Below are 16626 nucleotides of genomic sequence, written 5' to 3'. Positions count from 1 at the left end.
GGAAGCGAGCCTTCCGGCCCGCACGCCGGGCAGAATGCCCCCATGACCGCCGAGGAAGAGCACGAGAACCCCACCGGGCAGCACGACCCCACCGCAGCCCCGGACCCCGAGCTGCTCCAGCGCTGGAACTCCACCCTGCGCGCCGCCCGCGCCGGCCACGAGGGCCCCGACCCCACCCCGTACGGCCGCAATCTGCTGACCCGCTGGGCCGAGCCGCAGCGCCGCTATCACACGGTCGACCACCTGCGGGCGGTCCTCACCCGCATCGACGAGCTCGCCGACCAGGGCGGCGAGGGCGGGGAGTTGGAGCTCGTACGGCTCGCCGCCTGGTTCCACGACGCGGTCTACCGCCCCGACCGCTCCGAGAACGAGGAACGCTCCGCGGTCCTCGCCGAGAAGGCGCTCACCGAGGCCGGACTCACCCCTCACGAGGTCGCCGAGGTCGCGCGCCTGGTCCGCCTGACCGTCAGCCACGACCCGGCCCCGGGCGATCTGAACGGCGAGACGCTCTGCGACGCGGACCTCGCGATCCTGGCGACCGACCCCGATACGTACGGGGGGTATGCGGCAGCCGTCCGCGAGGAGTACGGCTTCGTCCCCGACGACGCCTTCCGCCAGGGCCGCGCGGCGGTCCTCCGCCAGCTCCTCGACCTGCCCCGCCTCTTCCGTACGCCCTACGGGGCGGCGGTCTGGGAGGAGAGGGCGAGGGAGAACCTGGAACGCGAACTCGCGGAACTGACGGCCTCGCCCGGCAAGGGCTGAGCCAGGGGCCGGACCGAGGCGCGGAGACCGCCGGCCACGGGCGGGCCGGCCGCCCGGTCGATCAGGCTGGCCGGTCGATGAGGCCGGCCGCCCGGTCGATGAGGCCGCCCGGTCGATGAGGCCGCCCACCCGGTCGATCCGGCCGGCCGGTCGATCAGGCCGTCAGCGGGTGGGAAGCGCCCCGGGAGGCGTCCGTCCGTATGCCGAGATCCCCGGCGAACCGGGAATGACAGGAACAAACCCCAGGTTGACCCATGTCATGCCGCCTTCCTCCGCCGAGCCCACGACACCCGCTCCCGAGCCCGCCGCACAGGCCGCCGCACAGGGCCCCGAGCCCGCCGCACAGGCCGCCCGGCCCGCAGCGGCGAGCACCGGATCCGCCACCCGCATGCCGCTGGCCGTCTACATCCTCGGCCTGTCCGTCTTCGCGCTCGGAACGAGCGAGTTCATGCTCTCCGGACTGCTGCCGCCCATCGCGGAGGACATGAACGTCTCCATCCCCCGCGCCGGGCTGCTCATCTCGGCCTTCGCGATCGGCATGGTCGTCGGCGCCCCGCTGCTCGCCGTCGCCACCCTCCGGCTCCCCCGCAAGACCACCCTCATCGCCCTCATCACCGTCTTCGGCCTCGGCCAGATAGCCGGCGCGCTCGCATCCGACTACACGGTCCTCTTCGCCTCCCGCGTCATCAGCGCCCTCGCCTGCGCCGGCTTCTGGGCGGTCGGCGCGGCCGTGGCCATCGCGATGGTCCCGGTCGGCTCGCGCGCCCGCGCCATGGCGGTCATGATCGGCGGCCTCTCCATCGCCAACGTCCTCGGCGTCCCGGCCGGCGCGTTCCTCGGCGAGCACCTCGGCTGGCGCTCCGCGTTCTGGGCGGTCGGACTCGCGTCCGCGATCGCCCTCGTCGGCGTCGTCACCCGCATCCCCCACATCCCCCTCCCCGAGACGAAGCCCCGCCTCAAGAGCGAGGTCGCCATCTACCGCGACCGCCAGGTCCTCCTCTCGATCGTCGTCACCGCCCTCGCGGCGGGCGGCGTCTTCTGCGCCTTCTCCTACCTGGCCCCGCTGCTCACCGACGTGTCCGGCCTCGACAAGGGCTGGGTCTCGGGCGTCCTCGGGCTCTTCGGCATCGGCGCGGTGATCGGTACGGCGATCGGCGGCCGGGTCGCCGACGCCCACCTCTTCGGCGTTCTGCTCACCGGCATCGCCGCCTCCACGGTCTTCCTGATCGCCCTGGCCCTCTTCGCGTCCAGCCCGGTCGCCACGATCGTCCTGACCTTCCTCCTCGGCGTCTCCGCCTTCTACACGGCCCCGGCCCTCAACGCCCGCATGTTCAACGTCGCCGGCGCCGCCCCCACGCTCGCGGGCGCCACCACCACCGCCGCCTTCAACCTCGGCAACACGGGTGGCCCCTGGCTCGGCGGCACGGTCATCGACGCGGGCCTCGGCTTCGCCTCGACGGCTTGGGCGGGCGCGGCGATGACCGCCGTCGGCCTCGCGACGGCCGCGGTGGCCCTGAAGCTCCACAGGTCCCCGTCCCGCGTGGTGACCTCCGGCATCCCGCAGCCCGAGAAGGCCGTGTCGACCACGGCCCGCTGACACGATCCCGCCGCCGCCACCGGGCCGGGGACGGCGGCGGAAATCCCCTTCGTACGACGCCGTCACCGCCGTACGGTGGCGCGATGACGACACAGATGATCATCCTCAACGGCGGTTCCAGCGCCGGGAAGTCCGGCATCGTACGGTGCCTCCAGGCCGTACTCCCCGACCCGTGGCTCGCGTTCGGCGTCGACTCGCTCATCGACGCGATGCCCCTCAGGATGCAGAGCTCCGCCGACGGCATCGCGTTCGACGCCGACGGCGGAGTGAACATCGGCGACGACTTCCGCGCCCTCGAGGGCGCCTGGGCCCAGGGCGTCGCCACCATGGCCCGCGCCGGGGCCCGCGTCATCATCGACGACGTCTTCCTGAGCGGAGCGGCCGCCCAGAACCGCTGGCGGAACGTCGTCGGCGACCTCGACGTGCTCTGGGTCGGCGTCCGGTGCGACAGCGCCGTCGCCGAGGGCCGCGAGACCGCGCGCGGCGACCGGGTCGCCGGCATGGCCGCGCAGCAGGCGGACCTCGTGCACCTGGGCGTCGACTACGACGTGGAGGTCGACACCACCCGCACCGAATCGCTGGAATGCGCCCGCGCCATCGCGTCCCACGTCGTCTGACCCGCGCCGCCCGCCCGGGCCGGCCTCCCCCTCCGGGCCGGCGCCACCGGGCTGCCCCGAACCGTCAGGAAGGCGCCGGACGGCCCTTCGGCCGCCGCAGCCCCGCCGCCGTGAGGCGCAGCAGCAGCTCCTTCGATCCGACCTCGACCGCACCGCCGGCCACGGCGTCCGCGTACCGGTCGGAGGGTATGTCGTAGTGGTCGCGCTCGAAGGCCCGGCGCGGCGCGCCGATCGAGGCGGCGAAGGTGTGCAGCTCCTCGAAGGAGGCGTCGCTGACCAGGTGCGACCACATGCGTCCGTGCCCCGGCCAGGTGGGCGGGTCGATGTAGAGGGTCACCGGCGTGTACTCCTCGCTCCGGGGCGTCGTGCCACTCCGGGCCGCCCCACTCCGGGCCGTCTCATGTGAGACCGCCCACGGGCGCGACCACGACACCCTGCTTCCCGCAGACCCAGTGCGGATCCGGCCCCAGCTCGGGCTCCACGTCCAGGGCGTGCGGGTCGCCGGTGGAGCAGACCGGGCAGAGGGGCCAGCGGCCGTACCGTTCGAGCAGGGCGTCCTGGACGTCCTGGGCGACGAGACCGGCGACGTACGTCAGCCCCTCGGGCCACTGCTCGACCCACCAGCGCCGATGGGTCACCGCGTCCTCCACCATCGACACCACCTCGGCCGCGGCGACCTCGCGGGCCACCAGGTCGGCCAGTACCAGGGCGCGAGCGGCATGCAGCGCCTGCTCCACGGGGTCGATGTCGTCCATGCACCCATTGTCACCCGGGGCGCGCGCCCCCAGCGAAGGGCCCAAGGTCCCTGCCCGATCCGGGACCGACGGGGTCTTGTCGCACCACCCCTCCGAAAGTATCTTTCAGATGTGACCAATGACGTGAAGGAAAGTTTCACGGGCGACGCGCCCCCCGCCCCCGCCGCGCTCGCGGCCAAGGTGCGAACCCTCGCGCCGTCCATGACCCGCTCGATGCAGCGGGTCGCCGAAGCCGTCGCCGGAGACCCCGCCGGCTGCGCCGCGCTCACGGTCACCGGCCTCGCCGAGCTCACCGGCACCAGCGAGGCGACCGTCGTCCGCACCGCGCGCCTCCTCGGCTACCCCGGCTACCGCGACCTCAGACTCGCCCTCGCCGGGCTCGCCGCCCAGCAGCAGTCCGGCCGCGCACCCGCCGTCACCGCCGACATCGCCGTCGACGACCCGATCGCCGACGTCGTCGCCAAACTCGCCTACGACGAGCAGCAGACCCTCGCCGACACCGCCGCCGGACTCGACACCGTCCAGCTCGGCGCCGCCGTCGCCGCCCTGGCCACCGCCCGCCGCATCGACATCTACGGCATCGGCGCCTCCGGCCTCGTCGCCCAGGACCTCGGCCAGAAACTCCTCCGCATCGGCCTCATCGCGCACGCCCACAGCGACCCGCACCTCGCCGTCACCAACGCCGTGCAGCTCCGCTCCGGCGACGTCGCCATCGCCATCACCCACTCCGGCTCGACCGGCGACGTCATAGAACCGCTCCGGGTCGCCTTCGACCACGGGGCGACGACGGTCGCGATCACCGGCCGCCCGGACGGACCGGTCACGCAGTACGCCGACCACGTCCTCACCACCTCCACCGCACGCGAGAGTGAACTGCGCCCCGCGGCCATGTCGTCCCGCACCAGCCAACTCCTGGTAGTGGACTGCCTGTTCACCTGCGTCACACAGCGTACGTACGAGACGGCGGCCCCTGCCCTCGCCGCCTCGTACGAAGCCCTGGCCCACCGCCACTCACCCCGCACCCGCTGACGACCACAGCACCGAAAGAGCCGCTCGTGTCTGCTACGTACTCCGAACTCCGCGCCCAGCTGGCGACACTCACCACCGAAGCGTTCCGTCCGGAACTGGCCGAGATCGACCAGCTCCCCACCGCCGAGATCGCCGCGCTCATGAACGGCGAGGACGCCACCGTCCCCGCCGCCGTCGCCCGGCAGCTCCCCGCCATCGCCGCCGCCATCGACGCCACCGCCGCACGCATGGCCCGCGGCGGACGCCTCATCTACATGGGCGCCGGCACCGCGGGCCGCCTCGGCGTCCTCGACGCCAGCGAGTGCCCGCCCACCTTCAACACCGACCCGAGCGAGGTCGTCGGCCTCATCGCGGGCGGCCCCTCCGCCATGGTCAAGGCCGTCGAAGGCGCCGAGGACTCCAAGGAACTCGCCGCCGAGGACCTCACCGCGCTCGGCGTCACCGCCGACGACACCGTCGTCGGCATCTCCGCCTCCGGCCGCACCCCGTACGCCATCGGCGCCGTCGAACACGCCCGCGCCCGGGGCGCGCTCACCATCGGCCTCTCCTGCAACGAGGACAGCGCACTCGCCGCCGCCGCCGAGCACGGCATCGAGGTCGTCCCCGGCCCGGAGCTGCTCACCGGCTCCACCCGGCTCAAGGCGGGCACGGCCCAGAAGCTCGTCCTCAACATGATCTCGACCATCACGATGATCCGGCTCGGCAAGACGTACGGAAACCTGATGGTCGACGTCCGCGCCTCCAACGAGAAGCTCCAGGCCCGCTCGCGGCGGATCGTCGCCCTCGCCACCGGCGCGCCGGACGAGCAGATCGAGACCGCCCTCGCCGCCGCCGACGGGGAGGTGAAGAACGCGATCCTCATGATCCTCGCCGACATCGACGCCCCCACGGCCGCCGAACGGCTGAAGGTCTCCCAGGGCCACCTGCGCGCGGCGCTGCACGCGACCGGTCCCACGCCGTAACCCCCCGGGGGCACCCCCCGTCGGCCCCCTCCCCCAGAGGCACCCCTCACAGCAAGGCACCACCGCACCATGAGCACAGACGACAAGAACCGCGCCACCGCCGCCGCGATCCTCCCCCTCGTCGGCGGCGCCGAGAACATCAGCTCCGTGGCCCACTGCATGACCCGCCTCCGGCTGGGACTGCGCGACCGCTCGCTCGTCCAGGACGAGGCCCTCAAGGCACTGCCCGCCGTGATGGGCGTGGTGGAGGACGACACGTACCAGATCGTCCTCGGCCCGGGCACCGTCGCCCGCGTGACCCCGGAGATCGAGGCCCTCGTGGCGGCGGCCCCGCAGCCGACGCACTCGGCGGACGACCTCGCGGCACAGGGCGCCGCACTGAAGGCGGCGCAGAAGGCGAAGAACGCCACCCCGTTCAAGCTCTTCCTCCGCCGGATCGCGAACATCTTCGTCCCGCTGATCCCCGCCCTCATCGGCTGCGGCATCATCGCCGGCCTCAACGGCCTGCTGATCAACCTCGGCTGGCTGCCCGGCGTCACCCCGGCGCTCGCGGCGATGGCCAGCGGCTTCATGGCCCTCATCGCGGTCTTCGTCGGCTACAACACGGCGAAGGAGTTCGGCGGTACGGCCATCCTCGGCGGCGCCGTCGCGGCGATCATCGTCTTCCCGGGCGTCGCCAAGATCGACGCCTTCGGCCAGACGCTCTCCCCCGGCCAGGGCGGTGTGCTCGGCGCGCTCGGCGCGGCGATCCTCGCGGTGTACGTGGAGAAATGGTGCCGCCGCTGGGTGCCGGAGTCCCTCGACGTCCTGGTCACCCCGACCCTGACGGTCCTGATCTCCGGCCTGGTCACGATCTTCGGCCTGATGTTCGTCGCCGGTGAGATCTCCACCGCCATCGGCGAGTTCGCCAACTGGCTCCTCGCGCACGCGGGCGCCGGAGCGGGCTTCCTCCTCGGCGGCCTGTTCCTGCCGCTGGTGATGCTGGGCCTGCACCAGGCCCTCATCCCGATCCACACCACGCTCATCGAGCAGCAGGGCTACACGGTCCTCCTCCCCATCCTGGCGATGGCGGGCGCGGGCCAGGTCGGCGCGGCGATGGCCGTCTACCTGAAGCTCCCGCGCAACGGCTCGATCCGCCGCACCATCAAGTCCGCGCTCCCGGCCGGCTTCCTGGGCGTGGGCGAGCCCCTCATCTACGGCGTCTCGCTGCCCCTCGGCCGCCCCTTCGTCACGGCCTGCGTCGGCGGAGCGTTCGGCGGCGGCTTCGTCGGACTGTTCAGCATGCTGGGCGACACGGTCGGCTCGACGGCGATCGGCCCCTCGGGCTGGGCCCTCTTCCCCCTCCTCGACGGCAACAAGGGCCTGGGCGAGACGATCGCGATCTACGCGGGCGGTCTGATCGTCGGCTACCTGGCGGGCTTCGCGGCGACGTACTTCTGGGGCTTCAACAAGGAACTCCTGGAGGAGTTCAACGTGGACACGGAAGCGGCACCGACGGAGGTGACCGTGGCGAAGGGCGGCCCGACACCGGAACGGGAGCCGGAGCCGGCGAAGGTCTGAGCGAAACGGGAAGGGAGCCCGGCCGGAAGGATTCCGGCCGGGCTCCCGCACGTCATACGAGATACGGCTACCGCCTACCGGCAGAGAACATCCCCGTCCGGCCGGACGCCCTCGGTGAGGAAACGGGTCACGGCCCGATCCCCACAGGCGTTCCCGTTCCCGAGATAGGCCCCGTGCCCGCCGTGGTCGACGGAGACGAGCCGGGCACGGTCACCGAGGGCGCGCCGCATCCCCATCCCCTTGGAGTACGGGGTGGCGGGATCGCGCAGGTTCTGGATCATCAGGATGTTGGACGGTCCGCGGTCGGTGATGCGGACGGGCTTCTCGACGGCACCGCCCTTCCAGTACGCGCACGGGGTGACGTTCACGGTCATGCCGGCCGTCAGCGGGTGCCGCACGCGTTCGGCGGATACAGCCCGCTGGTAGCTCTGCGCGGACCGGCGGGGCCAGTCGACGTCGTTGCAGATGACGCCCATGGTGATGGCGGCGGCGTCATCGGGCATGGCGCCCGCGAGCTCGGGCGGCAGCACGGGAGTGCCGTTCGGATCGAGGGCGGCGGCGACGAGCCGGCCGAAGGCGGGGAAGGCGGCGTCGGAGTAGAGCGCCTGCTGAAGCGCCTGGAGCAGCACGGTCCCGGTGAGGTCCACACCGGGGGTGCCGGTGGCACGAGGCGCGCGATCGAGCCGAGCGGCAAGACCGAGCACGAGGGGCCGGACGTCCTCGGGGCGCTGGGCGAGCCGAGGCCCGTCGTCGCCCCGGTCGGGGTGCGAGGCCCAGGCGGCGAAGTCGGGGAAGCGGTCCTCGGCGCCCTGCGCCATGCCGTCGAGCCAGCCACGGGCGACGCGCGAGGGGTCGGGGTCGTTGCTGCTGTCGAGGACCCAACGGTCGGTGCGCTCGGGGAACTTCTGGGCGTAGGCGGCGGCGACGTAGGTGCCGTAGGAGACGCTCCAGGCGGAGAGCTTGCGCTCCCCGAGCGCCTGCCGGAGCCGTTCGAGGTCGCGCACCTGGTTGGCGGTGGTGAGGCCGCGCAGCATGGCGCCGCCGTTGCGGGCACAGGCCTGGGCGGTCCGCTTCGACCGGGCCACGTTGTCGTCGACCGAACCGTCGGGGCCGGGCCAGGACCGCAGGGTGACCATCCACCGGTCGGCCGCGGGGAGCCGGCAGTCGGCCTTGGCGGACCCGCCGACGCCGCGCGGGTCGAAGGCGACGAGGTCGTAGGCCCCACCCGTCTCCCGGCCGAGGGCGGCGCCCTTCTGCCCGAGCCGCTGGACACCGGAACTGCCGGGCCCACCGGGAATGACCATGAGGGTCCCGCGATGGGCGTCGGAGCGGGTGCCGGCGATCCGGGACACGGCGAGCTGGATCTGCGTCCCGTCGGGATCGGCGTAGTCGAGGGGTACGGAGAGCTTGGCGCACTGCTGCCCGGGAAGCGGCTTGACGGCGGGGTCGCACGCTCCCCAGTCGAGCCCGGCGGCGGAGGCGGGGGCGACGCCGCTGCCGGCAAGTCCGAGCCCGAGCCCGGCGACGATGGCGACGGAGAGACCGAGAAGGGAAGCGCTGCGTCCAGGATTCGCTGTCATGCCCACAGCCTGTCGAAGCCGGACCCCACGTCCCATCCGGCAGGCACGCGGCCGGAGGGTAGGGCCAACCCCCGGGGGGGGCGGGGGCGCTAGGGGCGGAAGAGGGCCCTTGGGGTGGGCCGGGTGTGGGGGCTTCTGGTGGGACCGCCCTCTCTCCGAGAGTCGCTCCTTCCGGCGGTGCGTCAAGGGCACTCCCTGCGGTCGCGTCGCTGCGCGATGGGCTGCGCCCACCCTTGACCCACCACCTCCAGAAGCGAAGACACTCTCGGAGGGCGGTCCGGGGGCGGGGTCCACGCCGGGCTTCGGGCAGCGGCCGGGATGGGAGGGCGTGTGCCGGTCGGTGGGTGGGGGCTTGGCAGCGGCCGAGGTGGGGTGGGCTGGTGTCGGTGGGTTCGGGGTGCGCGGTTGTTGGATGGGGCGGTCGGGCTCGGCTCAGCGAGTTTCGGTTCTCCGGGGTGGGGCTTCAGGCCCCGCTGGTCACTCCCGGTGGGTGGGGGCGTGAGTAACTGCGCATTACTCCGAGTAACACACCCCTGGATATGAGGACAGACGAGGCTAATCGCCCTTTTCGGGCGGCGAAAGTGCAGGAAACTCCCCCGACCCGCTCCCCACCACCCACCAACAGCGACCAGCGGGGCCTGAATCCCGACCCGAGGACTTCGGCCGGCCGCTAAGCGCCGCCGGGCCGCCCCATTCAACAACCGCGCACCCCGAACCCACCGGAACCGCGCCCACCGACCCCCGCCACAAGCCGCGCCCCCACCCACCGGCCGACGGACGCACACTCCGACCCCGGCCACTGCCCGAAGCCCCGCGCGGCCACGCCCCCCGGGCGCCCTCCGAGTGTGAAAAGGCGGCCTCCGCCGCCGGGTCAAGGGTGGCCGAAGGCCATCGGCGAAGCCGACTTGCCCTTGACGCGGTGGTGGAGGCCGCCACACTCGGAAAGAGGGCGGCCGCACCAGAAGCCCACTCGAAACCCCCGCCCCAGAAACCTCAGAGACCCGCACCCAAGCGACCCGCGTGGCCCCAAGCGGCCCCCAAAACCCGCACACCACAAGGCTCCTCAACGGAATCCTTTATCCGATGGCGGTCACCCATCCCCTGAGGGATCATCCCCCGCATGACCACCACCCCCACCGTCTCCCCCACCCCGCCCACCCCGCCCACCCTCGCCTCCGCCGCCGGTACCTGGGTCCTCGGGGATCTCACCGTCAACCGCATCGGGTTCGGGGCCATGCGGCTGCCCCAGCGCGGCGAGGCGCTCGTCGAGCACGCCGTGCCCCGCGACCGCGGCGAGGCGATCGCCGTGCTGCGCAAGGCCGTCGACCTCGGCGTGAACCACATCGACACCGCCGCGTTCTACTTCTCCCCGCTCCGCTCCGCCAACGAGCTGATCAGCAGCGCCCTCGGCGGGCCCTACCCCGACGACCTCGTCATCACCACCAAGGTCGGCCCCTGCCGCGACGCCGACGGCTCCTGGGGCACCCACGCGCGCACCCCCGCCGCCCTGCGCGGCCAGGTCGAGGAGAATCTGCGTCAGCTCGGCCGCGACCACCTCGACGTCGTCAACCTCCGTATCGTCGGCACCGATTCGATCGCCGAGCGCTTCGGCGCTCTCGCCGAGCTCCGCGACGCCGGTCTCATCCGCCATCTCGGCGTCTCCAACATCACCCCCGAGCAGCTCACCGAGGCGCAGGCCATCGCCCCCGTCGTCTGCGTGCAGAACATGTACGGGATCGGGGTCCGCCCCGAGTACGAGAACTTCGTACGTCACTGCGGCGAGCAGGGCATCGCCTTCGTCCCCTTCTACGCGATCGCCGCCGCCGGCCGTCAGGGCGGAGCCACCGCCCACGAGAGCCCCGCGGTCCTCGCCGTCGCCGAAGCCCACGGCGCGAGCCCCGCCCAGATCCGCATCGCCTGGACCCTTCACCAGGGCCCCCACCTCCTCGCCATCCCCGGCACCGGCGACCCCGACCACCTCGCCGCCAACGTCGACGCCGGTGCGATCCGGCTCTCCGACGAGGACCTGGCGCTTCTGGACGGCCTCCACCGCGAACCGTCTGCCTAGACTCCGTCCCCATGACGATCACACCGGACCCGTCCCGCGCCGCCGGCCTCGCCACCGACCTCGCTCCCACCGGCACCCTCCGGGCCTCCATCAACCTCGGGAACCCGGTGCTCGCCCAGGGCACCCCCGAGGCGCCGTCCGGGATCACCGTCGATCTGGCCCGGGAGATCGGGGCGCGGCTCGGGCTTCCCGTCGAGCTGCTCTGTTTCGACGCGGCGCGGAAGTCCTTCGAAGCGATGACCGACGGTCGGGCCGACCTCTGTTTCCTCGCCGTGGATCCGGCGCGGGAGACGGAGGTCGCGTTCACGGCCCCGTACGTCGTCATCGAGGGCGTGTACGCCGTCCCCCTCGGCTCCGGCCTCACCACCGTCGAGGACGTCGACGTGCCCGGCGTCCGGATCGGCGTCAAGCAGGGTTCCGCGTACGACCTGTTCCTCTCCCGTTCCCTCACGCACGCGACGGTCGTGCGCGGCGCGGAGGGCGTCGACACCTTCCGCGCCGAGGGTCTCGAGGTGGGTGCCGGCATCCGTCAGCCCATGACCTCGTACGTGCGGGAGCACCCCGAAGTCCGTTTGATCGAGGGCAGGTTCATGGAGATCCGGCAGGCGGTCGGCACGACGGTCGACCGGGCGCCCGAGACCGTCGCCTTCCTCCGTTCCCTCGTCGAGGAGCTGAAGGCGAACGGCTTCGTCGCCGAATCGCTCCGTCGCGCCGGCCAGGGCGCGGGGCTGCTCGCCCCGCCCGCGGCCTGACGTTCCCGGGCTGCGGCGGGGCGGTTCAGCCCACTCAGCCCACCACGTCCGCCGCCGTCAACGGCTCTCCCGGAAGCAGGATCCGGTCCCCGGGCCCGTACGGCGTCAACTCGTCCCACCATCGCGCCGCGGGGTCGAAGCGGGCGTACGCCACGGCGCCGGACAGGGCGGGATCGCGGGCCCGGAGTGCGCGGAGGGCGAAGGCCGGGCCCTGTCCGAGCCGGACGACGCCGTCCACGGCGAGCGCGCCCAGTTCCGTGGACATCACCGGGCCGTCGGCGACCGGTGCGAGTCCCCGGACCTGGCGTACCGCCTCCGCGTGGATGTCCACGACCTCGGCGAGCGGGAGGCCGAAGCAGCGGCGCGGGCCCGCGCCGCGCTCGACGAGCACGCGGTGGGGGGCGAGGCCGAGCGCGGTCTGTTCCCGCCACAGGTGCGCCCAGACTCCGGCGTCGTCGTTGACGTGCCGGAGGACGGGGGCCTGGGTTCGTATCGTCGCTCCGGTGGCGAGGATGCGGGCGACGGCCCGGCGGGTCGGTGCCGGGGCGAGCTCCCGGGGGTGGGAGAGCGGGAGGAGCAGCGAGAGGTGGCGGCCGGCCGCGACGACCCGTGCGAGGAGCCGGAGAAGGTCGTCGGCATCGGCGACGGCAGCGGCGGCGTCATCGCTCGGGTCGAGGAAGCGCTCCGGGGCGTGGAGCACGGTCCTCGTCCGGATGCGGATCGTGCGTACCTGGGGAGTGGCCAGGAGTGGTGAGAGGTACGCGTCGAGTTCCGCGGCCCTCATGGCGAGCGGGTCCTCGCCGTCGAGGTCGACGTCCGTGATCTCCGGGTGCCGGGCCAGTCGGGCCGTCATCGTCTCGGGCCCGCCCCGCGCCGGGTCGGCGGCGTCCGGGGGCCGGCGGAAGCAGGAGGCGCAGGGGGCGGGGCAGGTGCGGCGCGGGTCGGGGAGGACGTGCAGGGTGCCCGGGTAGGTGTGCCGGACGACGTCGGTGTTCCGGCCGGCCGGGTGCGGGTCGAGTCGTTCGCAGAGGCCGTCGACGACGAGCCGGAGTCGGTCCCGGTCGCCGTCCCTCAGGGTCTGCTCGACGGCGGCGAAGTCCGCGGCGGCGAGCAGGTCGCGGTGGGGCACGAGGAGCCGGTAGAGGGGGTCGTCGGGGGCGCGCGACCAGTCGATGAGTTCGTCGGCGGCGTGGGAGCCGAGGGTGAAGGGCAGTACGCGGCCGACGACGTCGGCGTCGTGCGCGAGCGCGGGCTGCCCGGTGCGGTCGGCGATGAGCCGGGCGAGCCGGTGACCGGTGAAGACGGTCACCCGTTCCCCACCGCCGGGATGTCGGTCGTCTGCACGGTCGTCGCCTCCCCGAAGGCCTCACCGATGGCTGGTGCGGCGCACCCCCGGATGATGATGGGGAGCGGGGCCCGGGCCGCCAATGGCGCTAGCGGTGGCCCGACTCGGGGGCAACGGAGGAGTCCGGCCATTCGCGCGCGACACGTACCGGACAGCACCGTGTGCCACGAACATCCGGTTCATCCCTGTAAGGCAGGTTTCGCACCCGAGGGCTTTCGGCCTGGGGTAGGCCCGGGGCATCTGCCAGATTGGCGCCTTTCCTCCGCGTCCGCGGATCGCCGCGCGAACGCCCGAGGGCCCGGCCTCGATGGCCGGGCCCGCGGGGTGGGAAGGGGGTGAGCGGGCGTCAGTACAGGCCCTTGAAGCCGTTCCAGCCGCTCGAACCGATCAGCGCCCGGGTGCCGTACCCGCCGGTCCCGGTGCCGCTGTAGCGCCACAGCTTTCCTGCGGTGTCGCGGGCGATCAGGTCCGCGCGGCCGTCGCCCGAGAGGTCACCGACGCCGACCATGGAGGAGTAGCCGCCCCAGCCGCCGCCGACCTGCACGCGCGCGGATACGCCGCCGGTCGCGGTGCCGTGGTAGCGCCAGAGCACGCCCGCCGCGTCCACACCGAGGAGGTCGCCGCGGCCGTCGCCCGAGAGGTCACCGACGCCGACGATCTTCTTGTACAGCTTCCAGTTGGTGCCGATCTTCACGCGGGACTTCACCCGGTGGTCGGCCGTACCGGCGTAGAAGTACATGTCACCGGTCGACGCCTGGCGCACGACCAGGTCCGCGTACCCGTCGCCGTTCACGTCTCCCGGGGACGTCAGCACGTCGTACTGACCCCAGCCCGAACCGACCAGCGTGTACGGCGAGGAGGCGGAGACCACCTTTCCGCACCCGGGGCGATAGGCGCGCAGCTGGTCACCCACGCGGGCATAGACGTCGGCACACCGGTCCGCGTTCAGGTCGCCCGTGGGCACGAACACCGACGACGTCGAGAACTTCGTCCCCGTACCGGCGATCCGCGCCGACAGCGCGCCCGCGCCCGTACCCCGGTACATCGACACCAGACCGGCCGTGTCCATCACCAGCAGATCACCGAAGCCGTCGTCCCCGGCCAGGTCACGCCGCACGGCGGCCGCACCGGTCACGGAAACCGCACCGGAGAGGGTGAGGTCCGTGCCCTGCCCGTCGGCGGGCTTCACCGTCAGGTTCCAGGTGTGGGCCCCGTTGGCGACGAACCTCCCGGCCGCGTCCTTGCCGTCCCAGACAGGGGCGACGATGCCTCGCGCCTCGCCGCCGGTCAGGGTCCGGACGACCTTGCCGGTCGCCTTGTTCCTGAGCGCGAGAGACCAGGAGGAGGCCGGCTTGGACAGCCACCAACGCGGCTTCCAGGAGGCCGACTTGAGGGCGGCGGCGGGGGTGTCGGCATCGATGGCGGCGAGTCGGCCCGTGGTGCCGCCGAGTCCGGAGACGTGGACCTTCCGCAGGGAGTCGACGAACGCGACGCCGCCGCCGAAACGGTCGACCGCCCAGATCGTGCTCTCGTCCTGGACGTCGTAGCCCGCGAGGACGCCGAGTTCACGGTCCTCCGGCTCACCGGAGCGAACGTCGGTCACCGCCAGGGTGTACCCGTACTCGCTGTACGAGGAGTGGGCGAGGAAGCCGTCGCCCAGCTTGGGCTCGGTGTTGCGGGGGACCCAGACCTCGACCGCGACCTTCTTCTCACGGTCGTAGACCACCGCGTCCGTCGAGGCCGAGGTGCAGCGCGAGTAGATCCACCTGCCGACGACCTGGAGGTAGGAGGACCGGCAGTCCGTCCCGAGGTCGAGCGTCTCGGCGGTCGCGCCCGTCCGCAGGTCGATCGCGGAGACGGTGTCGTCCGTGGCGGACGCCGCCCAGAGCCGGCCTCCCCACAGGGCTTGCGCGGTGCCGGCGGCGGAGTTCCGAAGGATCTTGCCGGTCTCGACGTCCGCGACGATCGAGCGCGTTCCGGAGTCCGTGTTCCCGCGGAAGTGCACGTAACGACCGGATGCGCTGTAGAGGATGCCCGCCTGGAGCTTGCCCGTGTGACCGAGCGTGACCGTGCGCGTGGTTCCCGCGGTTCCGGGTGTGGTCACACGCGCCTGGACCGCGCAGTCGGAGCACGCCGGCTGCCCGCCGGACGCCGGGCGGCTCACCGTGTCCAGGGTGACCAGGCGGCCGTCCCCGGTGTCGTGCCACCACGCCCCCGTGGAATTCGACGACTTGAGGACCGCCGGGCAATCGGCGGCGGTGCCGGACAGCGCGTCGCAGGTCCAGGCCTGCCTCGGCGTGTGCGCGCCGGTGAGGGCGAGGTCGAATCCCCGGAGGGTGTGGGTGTCGGTCTGCGTCTCCGTGACGACCCGGCCGTTGGCCGTGGTCAGAGCGGTGTACGGGACGGTCGGAGGAGTGGCCAGGGCCTGGGAGGTGACGGGGACGCCGCCGGCTCCCGGGGCAACGCGTCGAACGCCCCAGTGGGCGGAATCGGTACCGCCCAGCAGGTACAGGGCGCCGTCCGCGCCGGTCTCCACGCCGTCCCCCGACCGGGTGACGATGCCGAGGCCCCGGGTGTCGCCCCCGGAGATGGGCGTGGCGACGACGGGGACGGCCGTGAACTCGTACGGTTCGTGCGGCCCGTCGTAGTGGCCCACGATCCAGTCGCCGACGACGCCGATCCGCCCGTCGGTGTCGTCCCTGTCGTTCGGCAGCTTCACGGTCGTGCCGGGGTCGCCGTGGTCCGTGCGGGAGACGACGAACGCCTGGTCCGTGCCCGACGCGTCGTACCGGACGATCCAGTCGGCGCTGAGGACCGCACGGGAGGTGACCAGGGCGAACGGCACCTCGGGCACGGGCGTGATCGCACCCGTGGCGAAGTCGAGCATCGCGGTGTGCGGGGACGCGGCGTCGCGGTAGGAGATGAGCGCGCCGGCGTCGTCGTGGGCGACGACGTGGGGCGCGTCGACGGCACCCGGTACGGACACGTCGAGGTCGGCAGGGGCATCGGGGCCGTAGCCCAACAGGTGCACGACCCCGCCGCCGGCCCCGTGCTCGGTGACGATCAGCCGGTCCGCCGCGAGGTCGGGGTACCGCTGTTCGGCTCCGAGGGTCCGGGTGAAGACGGCACCGCTCGCGACGTCGTGGACGGTCACCTCGTCCCCGAGGTCCGAGACACAGGCCACCCGGTCGCCGTGGATGACCGGGTCGGACGAGTAGCACGGGGGAGTGTGGACGACACGCCCGTCCTTCAGGCTCTGCCAGGAGGGGTGCGCGGACTCTCCGCCACGCGTCAGCTGGACGCCTGTGCCGACCCCCATGAGGTAGGTGTCAGGCGTTCCGGCGGGGTCCGCGGGTGCGGCGATCGTGGCCGCGTACGGCGCGTCGGACGTGGTCGCGGCCGTCACGGCGGGTGCGGTGACGGCCGTCAGGCCGGTGATGCCCAGCGTCGCGCTCAGTGCGAGCGCGACGGCTCTTCGGACGGACAAGTACGTGTCCCCTCGTGCGGGTGGGAAGCATGCAGGCGAAAGCGCACAGGGGGCGGCACGGCAGGCAGGACAGGGCGGAGTGGACCGCGCGGGCGGGGCCGGCGGGACCCCC

Annotated in this window: 13 protein-coding genes; 8 read left to right on the top strand and 5 right to left on the bottom strand. The window is 73.0% G+C overall.

Annotated features, from left to right (window positions below):
• The first annotated feature begins 42 nt into the window (after positions 1-42).
• The 3 genes from ACZ4XX_RS25325 (at position 43) to cpt (ending at position 2976) form a co-directional block, all read left to right on the top strand.
• Positions 43-762: an HD domain-containing protein gene (locus ACZ4XX_RS25325; protein WP_468510151.1), complete on the top strand. Its 720-nt coding sequence runs from the start codon at positions 43-45 to the stop codon at positions 760-762.
• A gap of 388 nt (positions 763-1150) precedes the next feature.
• Positions 1151-2359, top strand: a complete 1209-nt coding sequence (locus tag ACZ4XX_RS25320; protein WP_468510162.1) for a Cmx/CmrA family chloramphenicol efflux MFS transporter — start codon at positions 1151-1153, stop codon at positions 2357-2359.
• Positions 2360-2442: 83 nt separating this feature from the next.
• Complete coding sequence (gene cpt, locus ACZ4XX_RS25315) at positions 2443-2976, top strand: chloramphenicol phosphotransferase CPT (RefSeq protein WP_468510150.1); 534 nt, start codon at positions 2443-2445, stop codon at positions 2974-2976.
• Positions 2977-3040: 64 nt separating this feature from the next.
• Here the strand turns inward: cpt and ACZ4XX_RS25310 are convergent, their stop codons facing one another.
• Positions 3041-3313, bottom strand: coding sequence for a DUF4031 domain-containing protein (locus ACZ4XX_RS25310; protein ID WP_468510149.1), 273 nt, complete (start codon positions 3311-3313; stop codon positions 3041-3043).
• Positions 3314-3374: 61 nt separating this feature from the next.
• On the bottom strand, positions 3375-3731 hold the full coding sequence (locus ACZ4XX_RS25305; protein WP_229314684.1) for a hypothetical protein: 357 nt from the start codon (positions 3729-3731) through the stop codon (positions 3375-3377).
• Between the two features lie 111 nt (positions 3732-3842).
• Here ACZ4XX_RS25305 and ACZ4XX_RS25300 point away from each other — a divergent pair, with 111 nt between their 5' ends.
• The 3 genes from ACZ4XX_RS25300 to ACZ4XX_RS25290 all read left to right on the top strand — a co-directional run bounded on the left by ACZ4XX_RS25300 (position 3843) and on the right by ACZ4XX_RS25290 (position 7282).
• Positions 3843-4760, top strand: coding sequence for a MurR/RpiR family transcriptional regulator (locus ACZ4XX_RS25300; RefSeq protein WP_468510148.1), 918 nt, complete (start codon positions 3843-3845; stop codon positions 4758-4760).
• 26 nt (positions 4761-4786) lie between these two features.
• A complete protein-coding gene (murQ, locus tag ACZ4XX_RS25295; protein WP_468510147.1) occupies positions 4787-5722 on the top strand; it encodes an N-acetylmuramic acid 6-phosphate etherase in 936 nt (311 codons plus the stop codon).
• Between the two features lie 69 nt (positions 5723-5791).
• Positions 5792-7282: a PTS transporter subunit EIIC gene (locus tag ACZ4XX_RS25290; protein ID WP_468510146.1), complete on the top strand. Its 1491-nt coding sequence runs from the start codon at positions 5792-5794 to the stop codon at positions 7280-7282.
• A 74-nt stretch (positions 7283-7356) separates the two neighbouring features.
• Here ACZ4XX_RS25290 and ACZ4XX_RS25285 read toward each other — a convergent pair whose 3' ends face one another.
• Positions 7357-8862: an alpha/beta hydrolase gene (locus ACZ4XX_RS25285; RefSeq protein WP_468510145.1), complete on the bottom strand. Its 1506-nt coding sequence runs from the start codon at positions 8860-8862 to the stop codon at positions 7357-7359.
• A gap of 1120 nt (positions 8863-9982) precedes the next feature.
• Here ACZ4XX_RS25285 and ACZ4XX_RS25280 point away from each other — a divergent pair.
• Positions 9983-10930, top strand: a complete 948-nt coding sequence (locus ACZ4XX_RS25280) for an aldo/keto reductase (RefSeq protein WP_468510144.1) — start codon at positions 9983-9985, stop codon at positions 10928-10930.
• A gap of 11 nt (positions 10931-10941) precedes the next feature.
• Complete coding sequence (locus ACZ4XX_RS25275) at positions 10942-11682, top strand: transporter substrate-binding domain-containing protein (protein ID WP_468510143.1); 741 nt, start codon at positions 10942-10944, stop codon at positions 11680-11682.
• 34 nt (positions 11683-11716) lie between these two features.
• Here the strand turns inward: ACZ4XX_RS25275 and ACZ4XX_RS25270 are convergent, their stop codons facing one another.
• Positions 11717-12991 carry a lysine 2,3-aminomutase gene (locus ACZ4XX_RS25270; protein WP_468510142.1) on the bottom strand — a complete coding sequence of 425 codons (1275 nt, stop codon included), beginning with the start codon at positions 12989-12991 and terminating at the stop codon, positions 11717-11719.
• A gap of 382 nt (positions 12992-13373) precedes the next feature.
• Positions 13374-16514: an FG-GAP-like repeat-containing protein gene (locus ACZ4XX_RS25265; RefSeq protein ID WP_468510141.1), complete on the bottom strand. Its 3141-nt coding sequence runs from the start codon at positions 16512-16514 to the stop codon at positions 13374-13376.
• Positions 16515-16626 lie beyond the last annotated feature (112 nt).

This window comes from Streptomyces sp. NPDC029956 (genome assembly GCF_055574655.1).
This window is presented reverse-complemented; position numbering and strand designations above follow the sequence as displayed.